Consider the following 15,879-nt stretch of genomic DNA (forward strand, 5'->3'; position numbering starts at 1 on the left):
TTTCTCTCGTCTCTCGTCTCTCGTCTCTCATCTAAATTTCTACATTTGCCCCCGTATGTTTACGGGAATTATTCAATCTACCGGTGAAATCGTTTCTATTGAAAGTAGGGGCGATGCGCTTTCTATGCGCCTTAAGTCACCGGGCTTCTTTAAAAATTGTAAGTTGGGCGACAGTGTTGCTAACGATGGCGTGTGCCTTTCCATTGAATCTTGTACTGATGATGAGGCAACTTTCTGCCTGATGCACCAGACGGTGGAAAATACGGGCTTCAAGCAGGCCGCTGTCGGTAAGTTGGTGAATTTGGAACTTCCGTGCCGTGCAGACAGCTTTATGGGCGGTCACTTTGTGATGGGCCATGTGGACTGCATTACCGAAGTTATCCAGGTGACTCCGCGCGAAACGGGTGTCGAAGTGGATTTGAAGCTTCCGGCTGACTTGCGTCGCTACGTGATTCGTCGCGGTTCGATTTCGCTCAACGGAATCAGCCTGACGGTCGCCGAAAAGTTCGAAGATTCCATTCGCGTGTGCATTATACCTGAAACCTTGGCCCGCACGAACCTGCGTAACTGGGTTCCGGGTACGATTGTGAATGTGGAAGTCGACATGCTCGGCAAGTATATTGAAAATTATCTGAAGGAACGTGACCTTGCTTAATACGATTGAAGAGGCCATCGAAGATTTTAAGAACGGCAAGTTTTTGATTGTGGTCGATGACGAGGACCGCGAAAACGAAGGTGACTTTGTCATCGCTGCCGAAAAGATTACACCCGAAAAGGTGAACTTCATGCTCCACGAAGGTCGTGGCGTGCTTTGCGCACCGCTCCCGATCAAGCGCTGCCATGAACTGAACCTCACGCGGCAGACCGCCGAGAATACCTCGATTCTGGGGACTCCGTTTACCATCATGGTCGATAAAATTGAAGGCTGCACCACGGGTGTATCCGCTCACGACCGTGCGGCGACGATTCTCGCTCTTTCGGATCCGAACTCCAAACCGAGCGACTTCGGCCGTCCGGGACATATTTCGCCCTTGTACGCCCAGGAAGAGGGCGTACTCCGTCGCGCAGGCCATACCGAAGCGGCTGTAGACCTTGCAAAGCTTGCGGGCCTGCGCCCGGCGGCCGCCCTGATCGAAATCATGAATGAAGACGGCACGATGGCTCGTATGCCGCAGCTTCAGGAAGTCGCGAAGAAGTTTGGTCTCAAGATTATCTCGATTCGCGACCTGATCGACTACCGCCTGAAAAACGAGAAGCTCGTGCAGCGCGTAGCCGCTCCGCATGTGCAGACGAAGTACGGCGACTTTACCGCTTACGCTTACCGTAGCAAGACCGATGGCGTAGAACATGTGGCTTGGGTTGCAGGCAATCCTGACTTCAGCAAGCCTGTGTACGTGCGTGTGCATAGCGAATGCCTTACGGGTGATATTTTTGGTAGCCTTCGCTGCGACTGTGGTGAACAGCTGGCCGCCGCCATGAAGTTCATTGGCGAGCACGGCGGCGTGTTCCTTTACATGCGCGGTCAGGAAGGCCGTGGAATCGGTCTCTGCAACAAGCTCCGCGCTTACGAACTGCAGGAAAAGGGCATGGACACGGTCGAAGCGAACCTGCACCTTGGGTTCAAGTCGGACCTGCGTCAGTACGGTACGGGCGCCCAAATTTTGGCTGACCTCGGCGTGAAGGAAATGCGACTCCTTACGAACAACCCGAGCAAGATTTCGGGCATTACGGCATACGGCCTTAAGATCGTGGAGCGTGTGCCGATCGAAATCAAGCCGAACAAGGAAAACTTGTTTTACCTGCTCACGAAGCAGAAAAAGATGGGACACCAGCTGCATGTAGACGAAGCTGCTGGCGCTGCGTCCGAAACGAATTTGAAAGAGGAAAAGTAAATGGTGAACGAAATCAAGAATTCCCTGAACGGAACGGGCCTCAAGGTGGCTATCGCCGTTGCCCGTTTTAACGAGGTCGTGACGGACAAGCTCCTGGAAGGGGCTGTGCGTCAGCTTGAACTGCTCGGTGTGGCAGACAAGGATATCACCGTCGTGCATGTGCCGGGTGCATTCGAACTCCCGGGCGTGTGCCGTCGCCTCGCTGATAGCGGCAAGTACAGTGCCGTGATGGCGCTCGGTGCCGTGATTCGTGGCGAGACTAGCCACTATGACGTGGTGGTGAACGCTTCTACCGGCGGTATCGCAAATATCGCCGCCGAAGGCAAGCTTCCCGTGATTCTTGGAATCCTCACCACCGATACCGTGGACCAGGCTATGAACCGTGCGGGCCTCAAGGCCGGCAACCTCGGTTCCAGCTGGGCTTCCACTGCTGTTGAAATGGCAAACCTTTACAAGACCATCTAATTATTTAGCGATTCGATTATGAAAGTAAGTTACAGACCCGCTCGCGTATTTGCGATGCAATTGTTGTATGCCATGGAAATTACGGGCCAGACCGCGGGGGAGGCTCTCCCCGGAATCCTTGATGCCCAGCCCCTTCATGCCGAGCAGAAAAAGTTCGGAATGAAACTGGTGGATCTGGTGCAGGCCCATCGTGAAGAACTCGATGAAAATATCAAGGCTGCCGCAGCCCATTGGGATATCGAGCGAATGGCGACGCTTGACCGTATTATCCTCCGTATTGCGATGGTGGAATTGTCCTACGTTGCCGAAACACCGATGAAGGTTGCCATTTCTGAAGCGGTGCAGATTGCTGCGAAGTACAGCACCGACAAGTCTTCGAATTTTGTAAACGGCCTTTTGACGGGCTTTATGCGTAACCGTGGCATGGTTGTCACCGAATCCAAGGAAAACTAAAATGCTCAAAGAAAAATGGAAGAAACATCTCTTTGCCGGAATCGCTAGCTTGGTGGCGCTTGTCGTGTATGTGCTTACGATGGCCCCTACGGTGAGCTTCTGGGATTGCGGCGAATTTGTCGCCTGCGCCAATACGCTTGGCATTCCGCATCCTCCTGGAACGCCGTTCTTTGTGTTCCTTGCCCGTGCGGTAATTATTCTACTCCCGTTCGTAGAAGAAATCGCTAAGCGCGTGAACTACATTTCGGTGGTGAGCTCGGCGGCCACGGTTTACGTGACGGCTCTGTTTGCCTGGGAACTGTTGGCGACCGTCCTCAAGAGCGACGTCCTTGCCGAAAAGATTTCGGATAAGGTGCGTACGGTGGTGCTTGCGACCGCAGCCCTGGTTGCGGGTTTCCTCCTCACTTTCTCGGACACCTTCTGGTTCAACGCGGTCGAAGCCGAAGTTTACGGCATCGCTATGTTCATCTTGATGCTCGTCTCTTACCTCGGCCTCGTTTGGTACAATAAGCGTAACGAAGCCTACAGCGACCGCATCCTTATTTTCATTTGCTACATCGCCTTCCTTGGCGTGGGCGCGCATCTTTATACGATGCTCACGGTGCCTGCCGTATTCGCACTTCTCCTTGTTGCCGAACCTAAGAAAATTGTCGAACGCATTCCTATCTGGATTACGGGTACACTCCTTTGTTCCGTCATCTACATGGTGTCTGCCTTTATTGAAATTTCGTTCGTATGCTTGATCGCCCTTTCGATCCTTTGCCTTGCAAAACCCATCAAGAACAAGGGTGTTCAGCGTAGCATGCGTCTTTCGCTTGCCTTTGCTTTCTTTGCCTTGATCGGCTATAGTACGCACCTCTACATTCCGATCCGTTCGGAACTGAACCCGATTATCGACGAAAACGACCCTGAAATCAATATTCGCGACGAGCAGGGTAACCTGCAGCTCGGTAACCTTTTCAAGGACGAAAACTGGGTTGCGTTCAACAACTTTATCGAACGTAAGCAGTACGGCTCCGAAAGCATGATTAGCCGTGCTTTCTACCGTCGTTCCCGTGTAAGCCACCAGTTCCTCTCGTTCCCGCACATGGGCTACGGTGGATACCAGATGGCTCAGTACCTGCCTTACAAGGTGGGCGACGTGAACTATGCGAACGGTGTCTATACCTTTGATGCTTCCGACAACCAGCCGATCGAACGCTTCGGTATCAAGTTCCCGACGCAGATGAGCTTCATGGGAGATGCGACTCTTCCGCAGTTTATCATGTTCTTGATTCTGAATGGCCTCTTGGTGATGGTTTGCGTGTTCGTTTGGAAACGCAACCGCAATATGGGCGTGTTTGTCTCGGTGCTTTATGCACTTTGCTCGCTTGGCCTGTTGTTCTACATCAACTTTGCCGACGGCACCCGCATGGAACAGCGTGAACACGACTACTGGGTGTCTGTCATGAGCAGGAACGTGTCCGACTTGAATAGTCGCGGCATGGGCATTTCTGCACTTCCGGATCCGAACGAGCTGATCGATATGCGTCAGAATATCGAGTTCACCAAGATCCGTATGGAAAACGTCAAGGCTCGTGGCGGAAACGACGCTCGCCTTGCCGAACTCCAGCGCGAACTCGACGGTTACATGAATTCCGCTGTGTGGCAGAACTGGCAGAAGATTGAAAGTGGCTTTGCCCAGGTGGGAAGCCGCGCCCCGTTCCCGGATGCCGTTCATCTGGAAGTCCGCGAACGTGACTACTTCTATACGCCGGCCTTCATTTTCATGAGCATGATTTACGGTATCGGTGCCGGTATCCTCGTGTTCCTCTGCGCAACGTCTTCGTTTGCGGCCTTTGCAAATCCGGTTGCCGCCCTTCTGGTTGCGGTTTCCTTCCTGATTCCTTGCATTTCGAACTACAAGGAACATGACCGCTCGGGTCTTTGGGTTCCTTGGGACTATGCGTATAACTTGCTGAATAGCTGCCGTCCGAACGCGATTCTTTTCACGAACGGAGATAACGATACCTTCCCGCTGTGGTTCGCTCAGGAAGTTGCCGGCATCCGTAAGGACGTGCGCGTGGTGAACCTTTCTCTGGGTAACACCGACTGGTATATTAAGCAGATGCTCACGAACGAGCCGATTCTCAAGCTCAGCTACGACAAGGCTGCCATTGACCGTGACATGGTGCTTGACAACAGCTCTGCTTCTAACCCGAACCATCAGGTTGCGACTTGGGTGAAGAACGCGCAGCGCCTGATGCCGCAGCTCAAGAACCGTATCGATGCCATGGAAGGTCAGCAGCTTTCTCCGGCCGATTCCGCGAAGCTCATGCAGTTCAAGGTGCATTACCAGGTGTGGGATGCCTTTACCGAATGGGCCGCTCGTACCCGCAGCGGTATGATGCTTACGCAGCATAAGCTGGTGATTGACCTTGCTCTCCAGAACATGGACAAGCCGATTGAAATTTCGACGACCGTCGGTACTTCCAACTTCATGGGACTTGAAAAGTACATGGTGCAGGAAGGCATGGTCTACAATTTTGTGAAGGGTGACCTGAATCCGAAGCGTAATGCCTTCGATGCAAAGTACACGGCGGATCTCATTGATTCCGTGTTCAAGTTCCGTGGCCTTGGAGACGGTACGGCCTATATCAACGACGAAACGATTCGTTTGCTTTCGGGTTATGTGTCGCTTTACCTGCAGATTTCTTTCGATGCCCGCGACAAGATTTCGACGCTTCGCAACAGCCATCCGTTTACGGCTGAAAAGAAGGCTCAGGTGGATAGCCTTGCAGCCTCTGCTGCAAAGTATCTCGAAATGGGTATGAAGCAGTTCCCCTCGGAATGGCGCAATTACTGGGCAGCCGCATTCGTGTACGAAGCAGCGGGTGAAAAGGCTAAGGCTCAGGAAGTGCTGAACCGCGGACTTGAAAATGTTCCGGCATACGAAGAAGGCGGACGTGCACGACTCCTGATGAGTGGCCGTCAGATCGAACAGATGTCCGACGAACCTTTGAAAGTTGAGGAAAGTGCTCCCGCTGAACAGCTCGATTCCGCAGAAAAGGATTCTGCAAAGGAACCTGCGGTTGTTGCAGCGGCAAACTAACAACTTGATTGACGTTTAGAGTTTTGGTAAGAGGTTTTTCATGGATTTGAGTCTTGTCATTCCCGTTAAAGAAGAAAGCGAAAACCTTCCGGAGCTTTTCAAGGAGATTGTTGCGGCAATCGAACCGACGGGATTTTCGTTCGAAGTCATTGTCATCGATGACGGTAGCCGAGACAATACCTGGGAAGTGATTGAAAACATGTCCAAGGAGTATTCCTTTATCCGGGCCTTCCGTTTCCAGTTCAACTGCGGAAAGGCTGCCGGACTTGCTTTCGGTTTCTCCAAGGCACGCGGCAAGTACGTGGCGACTTTGGACGGCGACTTGCAGGACGATCCTCTTGAAATTCCGAAGATGATCAAGATTCTTGAAAGCGGTTACGATCTGGTTTCGGGTTGGAAAATCCGTCGCCTCGATCCGTGGCACAAGACCTGGCCTTCTAAGTTGTTCAACTTGACGGTTTCCATGGTCTGTGGCCAGCGTCTGCATGACTTTAACTGCGGCATCAAGGCTTACCGTAGCTCCGTGGTGCGCTTTATTCACCTGTATGGCGACTACCACCGCTTTATCCCGGTGATGGCCAAGTGGCAGGGATTCCGCATTACCGAAATGCCGGTCGCTCACCGCGCGCGTGTCCACGGTGTGTCCAAGTACGGCGTTTCTCGCCTGGTGTCCGGTTTCCTTGACTTGGTTTCGCTCATGTTTATGCGGAGCTTTGCTTCCAAGCCGCTCCATTTCTTTGGACTCCTCGGTCTCATTTTTATGCTCATCGGTTTTGGCGTTTCGGGCTACTTTGGCTACGAATGGCTGCAGACGGGAGCGCTCCATGTGCGTCCGCTCCTTTTGGCGGGTGGATTCTCGCTAGTGATGGGGGTGCAGTTCATGTCGCTTGGCCTTTTGGGCGAAATGATGAACGGAAGCAAGAAACAGAGCTATCCTGTGGCCGAATCGATTCGAGAAATTGTAGATTTAGGGTAGGAGAAAATAGTTTATGGCGTATCCTAAAAGTTTGGTGATTGTTCCGACCTATAACGAGAAGGAAAACATCCTGCTCATTATGGCGGAAATTTTAAAGCAGAATGAATGTCTTGAAATCCTCGTGGTGGACGATGGCAGTCCCGATGGCACGGGTGATATGGTCGAAGAGGAATCGAAGAAGAATCCTCGTGTGCATCTGATCCGCCGCAAGGGCAAGATGGGCCTTGGTTCGGCCTACGTGACGGGTTTCAAGTGGGCGCTCGAACGCGATTATGAACGCGTGTTCGAAATGGACGCTGACTTTAGCCATTGCCCGACCGACTTGAACCGTTTCCTGGAAACGGCCGAAAGTGCGGACCTTGTACTCGGTAGCCGTTACCAGAATCACCGTATTAGCGTGGTGAACTGGGACCTGCGTCGCCTGATTCTGAGCTACGGGGCAAACGTCTATACCCGCATTGTGACGGGACTTCCGATTAGCGATGCGACGGGCGGTTTCAAGTGTTTCCGCCGCGAAGCCCTGCAGGCCCTGAACCTCGACAAGATGAAGAGCGACGGATACTGCTTCCAGATCGAGACGACTTTCAAGATTTGGAAGAAGGGACTTTGCGTCAAGGAAATTCCTATCGTGTTTACGGACCGTACCCGTGGAACTTCCAAGATGAGCGGCGGCATTATTTCCGAAGCTTTCTTCCTGGTTCTTAAACTCCGCCTAGGACTTGCTTAGCTATGAGGTCGCTTCGCTTTGAGTGATGAGCTTGCCTTGCTTTGCAAGGCTCTGAGTACATTTGCAAAAAGCATTAATCTGAATAACAAACTACTAGGACTCATACCTTAAAGCATCCCATAGGGATGCGAGCTCAACCCCCGAAACCTCTATGTATTCCTGCTCCATCATTATCGTTGCCTATAATTCCTGCGACTTTATCCCTGCGTGTCTAAAGTCTATCCGTGATGCATGCGAAAATGTGGATGCCCAGGTGATTGTGCTGGACAATGGTTCGGAATCGCCGATTCTCCCCGAGATCAAGGCGTTTTTCCCGGAAGTGCAGTGGATTGATTCCAAGGTGAATCTGGGGTTCGGCAAGGGCTGCAATTTGGCCGAAAAGCAGGCGACCAAGCCCTACCTTTTCTTTATCAATCCGGATACGGTTGTTTCCCGCGATTCGTTTACCAAGGTGCTCGACTTTATGGAAGAACACCCCGAATCGGGCACGGTCGGCTGCCGTATCTTGAACGAAGACGGGTCCATTCAGTGGGCATGTCGCCGTTCTTTCCCGACTCCGATTTCGGCAATATCCAAGACGATCGGTCTAGCCTCGTTTTTCCCGAAGAGCAAGCTCTTGGCGAGCTACAATATGACCTACGCCGACCCTGACGAAATGACCGAGGTCGATGCCATTAGCGGTTCGTTCTTCTGCATCCGTCGGGACCTCTACGAAAAGCTGGGTGGGTTCGACGAAGACTTTTTCATGTATGGCGAAGACCTGGACCTGTGCTTTAGGACCAAGGCGGCGGGTTTCAAGAATTACTACACGCCCTCGACCAATATTCTGCATTTCAAGGGACAAAGCTGCCGTACGCGTCGACTGGGGTCTTACGTGGACTTTTACCAGGCGATGATTCTCTATGTCAAAAAGCATAGGGACCAGTACTGGATTCCGATTTTCCTGGTGACGACTGGTATTGTCTTTGCTGCGTTTGTGGGGATGTTCTCGAGGCTGATTCCTAGGTTCTGGAAAATTTTCCTGGACGTGGGTGCGGTTGCCATTGCTTCCCTGTTGACGCTTTCGTATTGCAGGCTTCCGGCAGGGGAGTCCCTGTGGAAAACCGATTTTGTCGACTGGAAATGGCTTGCTGTCTTTGCGGTGATAAACATCGTTCTGCTGGCCTGCAAGGGGGAATACAGCAGCGCAAGCTTGCGGGGCTTTTCGTTCATTAAGACCCTGGTTTCGATTAACCTTGTGGCAAGTGTCGCCTCTTTCTTTTATGACAAGAGCCAGGCGGTGGTTCCTCACTATGGTTTGTTAGCGCTTGGGCTTTTGACCGTTGTATTCTTGATTGCCTGGCGCCGCATTGCATTTTGGATAAACTATTTCTATCGTATTTTTGCAAAAAAACGTCACCGTTCCATTCTGCTCGGCGGCTCCGAAGATTCCCTGCAGTCCTGGTTTGACCGTTACAATGTCATTCCGGGAATTGAAATTCTCGGTTGCGTGAGTGGCGAACCGGAAAAGGTCTCCGAAGAAAACCGCCAGCACCTGCTCGGAAACGTTTCTTCGATGGAATCCATTTGCAACCGTACCGGTTGTCGTGAACTTTTGGTGGTGTCCAACTTGTCGGGGTATCGTGAACCTTTCGACATTCATTGGCTGGATAGTCTCGGTTTACGTGTGTTTTTGCTAATCGGAAACGCCAAAGAGGGCGATTTTGCCCTTGTAAACCTGAAATATTTGCACTAAAACACTAAATCCCTATTTTTTCTTTACTCATTGCACAAAAAGATGTTATTTTTTGTGTAAGTATTTGATTATTAAGGTTTTATGTTCGATACTACTCTTTTGGATATTCTGTGCTGCCCTGAAACAAGGGGTAAGCTTAAGTTGGCGTCTGACGAATGTCTCGCTAAGTTGAACAATGCTATTTCTGCCGGTACGCTCAAGAACGTTGCTGGAGAAACCGTTTCTGACCCCATGACCGAGGCTCTTACGACCGAAGACGGTTCTAGGGTGTATCCTGTACGCGAAGGGATTCCTGTCCTTTTGGCGGACGAAGCAATTTTGCTCTAAGAGGTGATTATGGCGGTAACGTTGGATTCCCTTAAAAAGTCTATTGGTAAGAAAAATGCCAATTCTAGGGCCTTTGCATGGCTTGCAGATCTTGAACGCGAAGCGGGGGATCTGGATAAGGCTTTGCAGAGGGTCGATGGCGGACTTACGCTTTATCCGAACGACGTGGCGGCAATGCTTGTCCGCGCAAAGATCCTGTTCCAAAAGGAAAGCTACGACTCCTGCGTAGAGGAATGCGAAAAGGTCCTGATCGTTGATCCGTTCAACCTGGCTGCGCAGCAGATTATGGGCGACGCCTATGACAAGCTCGAAAACATCGGTGAACGAAACGTCTGCTACCGTCGTCTGCACGACATGGATCCGCTGAACACCTTCTGGAAAGACGAATACGATGTGGTGGTGGGAAGTGTCGCTGCGGCTGCTATGGCCGGGGAAATTTCCGATACCGACTTCAGTATGCCGGGTGAAAACGGCTCGATGGACATGAGCGACGAATTCAAGATGGACGCTCCGTCGGATGAGTTTAATCTGGATGAACCGCAAGCGGCGGAAGGCGCTCCCCAGGGTGAAGATTTCTCTGTGGATGGAGCTGCTGAAAGCGACGATCCGTTTGCCGCCCTTGCCTCTATGATGCCCGGTAGCGATGATGCCGACGATTCTGCCATGGAGGACTTGTCCGCATCGCTTGATTCTGCCCTTGATTCTATCGCGGTGAATCCTCCCGAACAGGAAATGGAAGAATTCCCTGCGGACGAGAACATTTCTGTTAGCGATGTTGGTTCGGCGCTGTCCGACATGTTTGGTCTGGACGATGACCTCGAACCGGAGGAAACGTCTCAGCCGGCCGCATCCGCCGATACGGATATTCCTGAAAGTATTGACGACAGTGCCGAGGCGAATGTGTCGAGCGTATTCAGCTCGACTCCTGTTGAAGCTCCGGCCTCAACCGATTCTGACGAACCGACGACAATCGACAATGCGTTTGACTCCATCTTCGGTGAAGACGAACTCCCCGAAGAAAAGCCGCAGGACGCGGCTCCGGAAACTGCACAGGAATCGGCACAAGACGAAGCCGCCTTTACGCTCGATGAGCCTGCAGCCGAAGAGGGTGGTCTGTTTGAAAAGTCTGCCGATGCCGACATGAACTTGACGGGCGAATGGTCTCCGAGTCCGACTCCGGCAGTCGAAGATAGCTCCGATGAAGTTCTGGACATCGATGCTCCTGCAGAAGCACCCGAAGCAGCAACTCCTGTAGCGGAAGCTCCGGCTGCTGCGGCCGATGAACCGACGACGATCGACAATGCGTTTGATTCCATCTTCGGTGAAGACGAACTCCCCGAAGAAAAACCGCAGGAAACGGCTCCAGAAGTTGCTCAGGAAGAATCGGCACAGGACGATTCCGCCTTTACGCTCGATGAGCCGGCTGCCGAAGAGGGCGGTCTGTTTGAAAAGTCTGCCGATGCCGACATGAACTTGACGGGCGATTGGTCTCCGAGTCCTGCACCGGCAGTCGAAGAAAGCTCCGATGAAGTTCTTGATATCGATGCGCCTGCAGAAGAAAGTCTCTCGCTGGATGAAACGCCCGCAGAAACTCCTGCAGCTGAAGCTTCTGTAGAGGAAGCTCCGGCAGTTGAAACTCCGGCTGCCGTAGCCGATGAACCGACGACGATCGACAATGCTTTTGATTCCATCTTCGGTGAAGATGAACTCCCCGAAGAAAAGCCGCAGGATGCGGCTCCGGAAGCTGCTCAGGAAGAATCGTCACAGGACGATGCCGCCTTTACGCTCGATGAACCTGCCGCCGAAGAGGGCGGTCTGTTTGAAAAGTCCGCGGATGCCGACATGAACTTGACTGGCGATTGGTCTCCGAGTCCTGTTCCGGCGGAGGATGAGGCTCCTGTTGCCGAAACCGCTCCTGCACCGGCAGATGAAGTTCTTGATGTAGCTGCAGCCGATGAAAGCCTTGATCTGGAGGCTCCTGCGGACGAAACTCTTTCGCTTGATGAAACGCCTGCGGAAGAATCCCTGTCGTTGGATGACATTAAACTGGATAACGTTGCTCCTGCTGCCGAAGAATCCACTCCTGTTACTTTGGACGAAATTCCAGCGGAAACGGAAACCGTGGAAACGGCTTCTGAACAGGAAGTTGCCGCTTCTACTGAAGCTCCTGCGGAAACGAAGCCTGCAGACGATGGCTTTAGTGTAGATAGCGCTTTTGATTCGCTGTTTGGAACCGAAGACGATATTCCCGAAGAAAAACCGCAGACTGAAAATGTTGAAGAAGCCCCTGCAGAAGAATCGGCTAGTCTTGCGGAACAGGTGAATCAGGCTGAATCCGAACTCGAAATGCCCGAAGTCAAGGAAGAACAGTCCGATATTGCAAAGGAAATGGGCGGTGCTTTCGCTTCGATGTTCGGCGACGACGACGATCTGGATTTGCCTGTTTCTAAGGGAGAAGCCGAAGCTCCGGCGGAAAATAGTCAGGAAGCGACCGGTGCCTTGATTGAAGAATCTTTTGGAAAGGCTAGCGAAGACGAAATCTCTGATGATCTGGATGCTTCGTTCGATAGCTTGTTCGGAAAGGACGATAGTCTGGAAGAAGACCTTACAGTTCCCGCCGAAGAAAAGCCTGCCGCAGAAACTCCTGCTGCAACGGGAATGGCGACGGAACAGCCGAAGGATCTGGATTCCCTGGAATCCGAAGTTTCCGGTGCGTTCAAGGGACTTTTCGATATGGATGACGACGCTCTTCCCGAAGAAAAGCCGTCGAACAATGGTGTCGATTTCTTGATGTCCGGAGATTCCGATGATGAAATTTCGGCCGGTCTTATCAATAATCCCGATGCTCCCCTTGACCGTGGCGCTCACGATTTGGATGAAAGTCTGAATACCCGGACGCTTGCTGAAATTTATTTCGATCAGGGACTTTATGGCAAGGCTCTTGAAATTTACAAGGATCTGGTACAGAAAGAACCTGAAAACGAAGATATTGCTGCCCGTATGGCTGAAGTCGAAAAGCTGTATAACGAAAAGTTCGGAGGCAATGCCTAATGGCTGAACAGCAACCGCAGCTGCGTATTGAAAAGCTGCTTCGCGAAATGGTGAACCGCAATGCGTCTGATATGCATTTGCGCGTAGGTGTTCCGCCTGTATACCGTATTAACGGTGCCTTGCAGCGTCCGTTCGATATTCGTGTCGATTCCTTGATGATGGATTCCTTCTTGGATGATATCATGAACCGCGACCAGAAACAGCGCTTTGAAGCGAATAAGGAATGCGACTTTGCCGTGGGTGCCCGCGATATGGGCCGTTTCCGTGTGAACGTTTTCCGTCAGCGTGGAACGATTGCTGTTGTGATCCGTCACATTAAGGCGAAGATTCCGGCATTCGAAGACCTGCAGCTGCCCGAAGTGATTCGTGACATGGCCTTAACCAAGCGCGGACTCGTGCTTGTGACGGGTACGACGGGTTCGGGTAAGTCGACAACGCTTGCTGCCATGCTGGACTACATTAACCAGCAAGAAGCGGTGAACATCATTACGGTCGAAGACCCGATTGAATACCTTTACCGCGACAACAAGGCGATTATTTCTCAGCGTGAAATTGGCGTGGATACGCTTTCGTATGCAAACGCCCTGCGTGCCGCCCTCCGTCAGGACCCGGATGTGCTTCTGGTGGGCGAAATTCGTGACCTTGAAACCATGCAGATTGCCATGACTGCTGCCGATACGGGCCACATGGTGTTTGCGACGATTCATACCACGAATGCGACCGAAACGATTCACCGTGTGCTTTCGATGTATCCGCCGCACCAGCATGACGAAATCCGCTTGCTGCTTTCCGAAGTGCTTGCGGGCATTATTTCGCTCCGCTTATTGCCGACCAAGGATGGTAACGGGCGAGTGCCTGCTGCCGAAATCCTGGTGAATACGGCGGCCATCAAGGAATACATCGAAGACAAGGACAAGAACGACCTGATTGAACAGGCTATTGCCGAAGGCCACATGCAGTACCGTAGCCAGACCTTCGACCAGGCGCTCCTGAAACTTTACGAAGAAGAAAAGATTTCCCTTGAAACGGCTATGAATGCGGCGACGAACCCCGATGACTTCGACCTTAAGATTCGCGGTATTTCGGGTACTTCTGAACGTGGCTGGATGTAGTTTTTCGGAAAGTCCTTTTTTCGAAGAAATTCTTTTCATTTACACCCTTCACAAAGGGTGTAAATTTTTTTAAATTTGGCGCCGTCTTAAGAACGGAGTGCCCATGCCCAATATTCACGCCAAAGAATCCCTCCAGAGTTTCCTCGCTGGCGTCAAGACGACCATTACCCCTGAACTTTTCCGCACGGTACGCAGAGGCTATAACAAGAAAAGCTTCATCAGCGACCTGATGTCGGGCCTCATCGTGGGCATTCTCGCGCTTCCGCTTGCGATTGCGTTCGCTATCGCCTCGGGCGTGGGTCCGGAACAGGGCCTCTACACGGCCATCATCGCTGGTTTCGCCATTTCTTTCCTGGGCGGTTCCCGTTTCCAGATCGGCGGCCCCACCGGCGCCTTCATCGTGATCGTCTACGGCATCGTGAGCCAGTACGGTTACGATGGCCTTGCCTCGGCAACGCTCCTGGCCGGTATCCTCCTGATTATTTTCGGCCTCGCGAAATTCGGTGCCATTATCAAGTTCATTCCGTTCCCGGTGACCGTGGGCTTTACCGCGGGTATTGCGATTATCATTGCGCTTGGCCAGGTGCCAAACTTCTTCGGCCTGCGTTTTTTGGCGAAGGATCCGGCCGATGCCGTGGGTAAGATCAAGCTTTACGCCTCTTCGCTCGATACCATCAACATTTACGCGGTAATTGTGGGGCTTGTGGCGCTCGCCGTTTGCATCTTGTGGCCGAAGATTACGACGAAGGTTCCCGGTTCCCTGATTGCAATTATTGTCGCTACGGTCATGGTGAAGGTTCTTGGCTGGGATGACCCGATCAACGGTCACGGCGTGGTGACTATCGGCATGAAAAACCACATCCCGAGCGGTTTCCCGATGCCGCACCTGCCGAATATCAGCCTCGAAATGATGCAGAAGGTGTTCCAGCCTGCTTTGACGATCGCTATTCTCGGTGCCATTGAATCGCTGCTTTCTGCCGTGGTGGCTGACGGTATGACCTCGACCAAGCACCGTTCCAATACCGAACTTTTTGGCCAGGGTGTCGCGAATATCCTTTCTCCGATGTTTGGCGGTATCCCGGCTACGGGTGCCATTGCCCGTACGGCGACCAACATCCGTAACGGTGCCGTGAGCCCGATTTCGGGCCTGGTGCATGCGGTGGTGCTCCTCCTCATTATGCTCGTGCTCGGCAAGTACGCCGAAATGATCCCGATGGCAGCCCTTGCCGCCGTGCTTTTCCAGGTGGCCTTCAATATGTGCGGCTACCGCAGCTTCATCAAGATGTTCAAGGCTCCGAAGAGCGACGTTATCGTGATGCTTGTGGCCTTCTTCCTCACGGTGATTATCGACCTTACGGTTGCGATTGAAGTCGGCGTTCTCCTTGCCGCGGTGCTCTTTATTAAGCGCATGAGCGACGTTTCCGAAATGGAAACGGTGACGGAAGCCCTCAAGGAAGACGACGAAGAAGCCGCCCACAACGATCTCAGCCGCCAGGTGCCAAAGGGTGTGGTGGTGTACGAACTCGCCGGTTCCCTTTTCTTTGGTGCGGTGGACAAGTTCAAGGACACCATGGCCCGCATCTCGGACAAGCCGAAGATCCTTATTCTGCGTATGCGTAGCGTGTCTAGCATCGATGCCGCCGGTATCCAGATGATCGAGGACCTGCTGAACCGTTGCAACCGCGAAGGGACGCAGCTCTTGCTGTCGGGCGTGCATGCCCAGCCGGTGGTGGCGCTTACCCGTGCAGGCGTCCTCAAGCAGCTTGGCGAAGAAAACGCCCTCGGTAACATCGACGCGGCCCTCAACCGTGCCCGCGAACTCCTCGGACTTCCGATTGTCGATACCTCGCACGAAAAGCAGCAGGCCCCGACGGTGTCTTGGGAAAGAAACCTCGACAAGCCGTGGATGCCTGAAGAATCGAACGCCGCGATTGCCGAAGAGACACCGGAAGTCATCGCTGAAAAGATGATGGACGAACCCGTCGTGAAAATCGAAGAAAAGTAACTCGGCATGCCTGCAGTGTCGTAGGTTAGATGCTGAATGGTGCCC

The 15,879-nt window shown here is 52.5% G+C and carries 12 protein-coding genes; all 12 read left to right on the forward strand.

Annotation, left to right across the window (positions count from 1 at the left end; all coding sequences use genetic code 11):
* The first annotated feature begins 55 nt into the window (after positions 1 to 55).
* The 12 genes from Q0W37_RS09050 (at position 56) to Q0W37_RS09105 (ending at position 15,834) form a co-directional block, all read left to right on the forward strand.
* Positions 56 to 655 (forward strand): riboflavin synthase, encoded by a 600-nt coding sequence (locus Q0W37_RS09050; protein ID WP_297700738.1) that lies wholly within the window; start codon positions 56 to 58, stop codon positions 653 to 655.
* Entirely contained in the window at positions 642 to 1,892 is a 1,251-nt protein-coding gene (locus tag Q0W37_RS09055) for a bifunctional 3,4-dihydroxy-2-butanone-4-phosphate synthase/GTP cyclohydrolase II (protein WP_297700740.1), read from the forward strand. The genes Q0W37_RS09050 and Q0W37_RS09055 overlap by 14 nt, the downstream gene beginning before the upstream one ends.
* Positions 1,893 to 1,895: 3 nt before the next feature.
* Positions 1,896 to 2,357 carry a 6,7-dimethyl-8-ribityllumazine synthase gene (gene ribH, locus Q0W37_RS09060; RefSeq protein ID WP_367186266.1) on the forward strand — a complete coding sequence of 154 codons (462 nt, stop codon included), beginning with the start codon at positions 1,896 to 1,898 and terminating at the stop codon, positions 2,355 to 2,357.
* Between the two features lie 18 nt (positions 2,358 to 2,375).
* Positions 2,376 to 2,810 carry a transcription antitermination factor NusB gene (nusB, locus tag Q0W37_RS09065; protein WP_297700744.1) on the forward strand — a complete coding sequence of 145 codons (435 nt, stop codon included), beginning with the start codon at positions 2,376 to 2,378 and terminating at the stop codon, positions 2,808 to 2,810.
* Between the two features lies 1 nt (position 2,811).
* On the forward strand, positions 2,812 to 5,901 hold the full coding sequence (locus Q0W37_RS09070) for a DUF2723 domain-containing protein (RefSeq protein WP_297700746.1): 3,090 nt from the start codon (positions 2,812 to 2,814) through the stop codon (positions 5,899 to 5,901).
* Between the two features lie 40 nt (positions 5,902 to 5,941).
* Positions 5,942 to 6,877 carry a glycosyltransferase family 2 protein gene (locus tag Q0W37_RS09075; RefSeq protein ID WP_297700748.1) on the forward strand — a complete coding sequence of 312 codons (936 nt, stop codon included), beginning with the start codon at positions 5,942 to 5,944 and terminating at the stop codon, positions 6,875 to 6,877.
* 13 nt (positions 6,878 to 6,890) lie between these two features.
* Entirely contained in the window at positions 6,891 to 7,604 is a 714-nt protein-coding gene (locus tag Q0W37_RS09080; RefSeq protein ID WP_297700750.1) for a polyprenol monophosphomannose synthase, read from the forward strand.
* Between the two features lie 151 nt (positions 7,605 to 7,755).
* Entirely contained in the window at positions 7,756 to 9,339 is a 1,584-nt protein-coding gene (locus Q0W37_RS09085) for a glycosyltransferase family 2 protein (RefSeq protein ID WP_297700752.1), read from the forward strand.
* A gap of 81 nt (positions 9,340 to 9,420) precedes the next feature.
* A complete protein-coding gene (locus Q0W37_RS09090) occupies positions 9,421 to 9,666 on the forward strand; it encodes a Trm112 family protein (protein WP_297700754.1) in 246 nt (81 codons plus the stop codon).
* Between the two features lie 9 nt (positions 9,667 to 9,675).
* Positions 9,676 to 12,717, forward strand: coding sequence for a hypothetical protein (locus Q0W37_RS09095; RefSeq protein ID WP_297700756.1), 3,042 nt, complete (start codon positions 9,676 to 9,678; stop codon positions 12,715 to 12,717).
* Entirely contained in the window at positions 12,717 to 13,829 is a 1,113-nt protein-coding gene (locus tag Q0W37_RS09100) for a type IV pilus twitching motility protein PilT (protein ID WP_297700758.1), read from the forward strand. The genes Q0W37_RS09095 and Q0W37_RS09100 overlap by 1 nt, the downstream gene beginning before the upstream one ends.
* Before the next feature lie 103 nt (positions 13,830 to 13,932).
* Positions 13,933 to 15,834 carry a SulP family inorganic anion transporter gene (locus tag Q0W37_RS09105; RefSeq protein ID WP_297700760.1) on the forward strand — a complete coding sequence of 634 codons (1,902 nt, stop codon included), beginning with the start codon at positions 13,933 to 13,935 and terminating at the stop codon, positions 15,832 to 15,834.
* Positions 15,835 to 15,879: the final 45 nt, after the last annotated feature.

The sequence above is a fragment of the uncultured Fibrobacter sp. genome, assembly GCF_947166265.1.
Taxonomy (GTDB): domain Bacteria; phylum Fibrobacterota; class Fibrobacteria; order Fibrobacterales; family Fibrobacteraceae; genus Fibrobacter.

What these genes read in the sequence shown, in the direction of transcription:
- Q0W37_RS09105 (WP_297700760.1), top strand. Translation starts at nt 13,933, where the DNA reads ATGCCCAATATTCACGCCAAAGAATCCCTCCAGAGTTTCCTCGCTGGC.
- Q0W37_RS09080 (WP_297700750.1), top strand. Translation starts at nt 6,891, where the DNA reads ATGGCGTATCCTAAAAGTTTGGTGATTGTTCCGACCTATAACGAGAAG.
- nusB (WP_297700744.1), top strand. Translation starts at nt 2,376, where the DNA reads ATGAAAGTAAGTTACAGACCCGCTCGCGTATTTGCGATGCAATTGTTG.
- Q0W37_RS09070 (WP_297700746.1), top strand. Translation starts at nt 2,812, where the DNA reads ATGCTCAAAGAAAAATGGAAGAAACATCTCTTTGCCGGAATCGCTAGC.
- Q0W37_RS09090 (WP_297700754.1), top strand. Translation starts at nt 9,421, where the DNA reads ATGTTCGATACTACTCTTTTGGATATTCTGTGCTGCCCTGAAACAAGG.
- Q0W37_RS09100 (WP_297700758.1), top strand. Translation starts at nt 12,717, where the DNA reads ATGGCTGAACAGCAACCGCAGCTGCGTATTGAAAAGCTGCTTCGCGAA.
- Q0W37_RS09050 (WP_297700738.1), top strand. Translation starts at nt 56, where the DNA reads ATGTTTACGGGAATTATTCAATCTACCGGTGAAATCGTTTCTATTGAA.
- Q0W37_RS09075 (WP_297700748.1), top strand. Translation starts at nt 5,942, where the DNA reads ATGGATTTGAGTCTTGTCATTCCCGTTAAAGAAGAAAGCGAAAACCTT.
- Q0W37_RS09095 (WP_297700756.1), top strand. Translation starts at nt 9,676, where the DNA reads ATGGCGGTAACGTTGGATTCCCTTAAAAAGTCTATTGGTAAGAAAAAT.
- Q0W37_RS09085 (WP_297700752.1), top strand. Translation starts at nt 7,756, where the DNA reads ATGTATTCCTGCTCCATCATTATCGTTGCCTATAATTCCTGCGACTTT.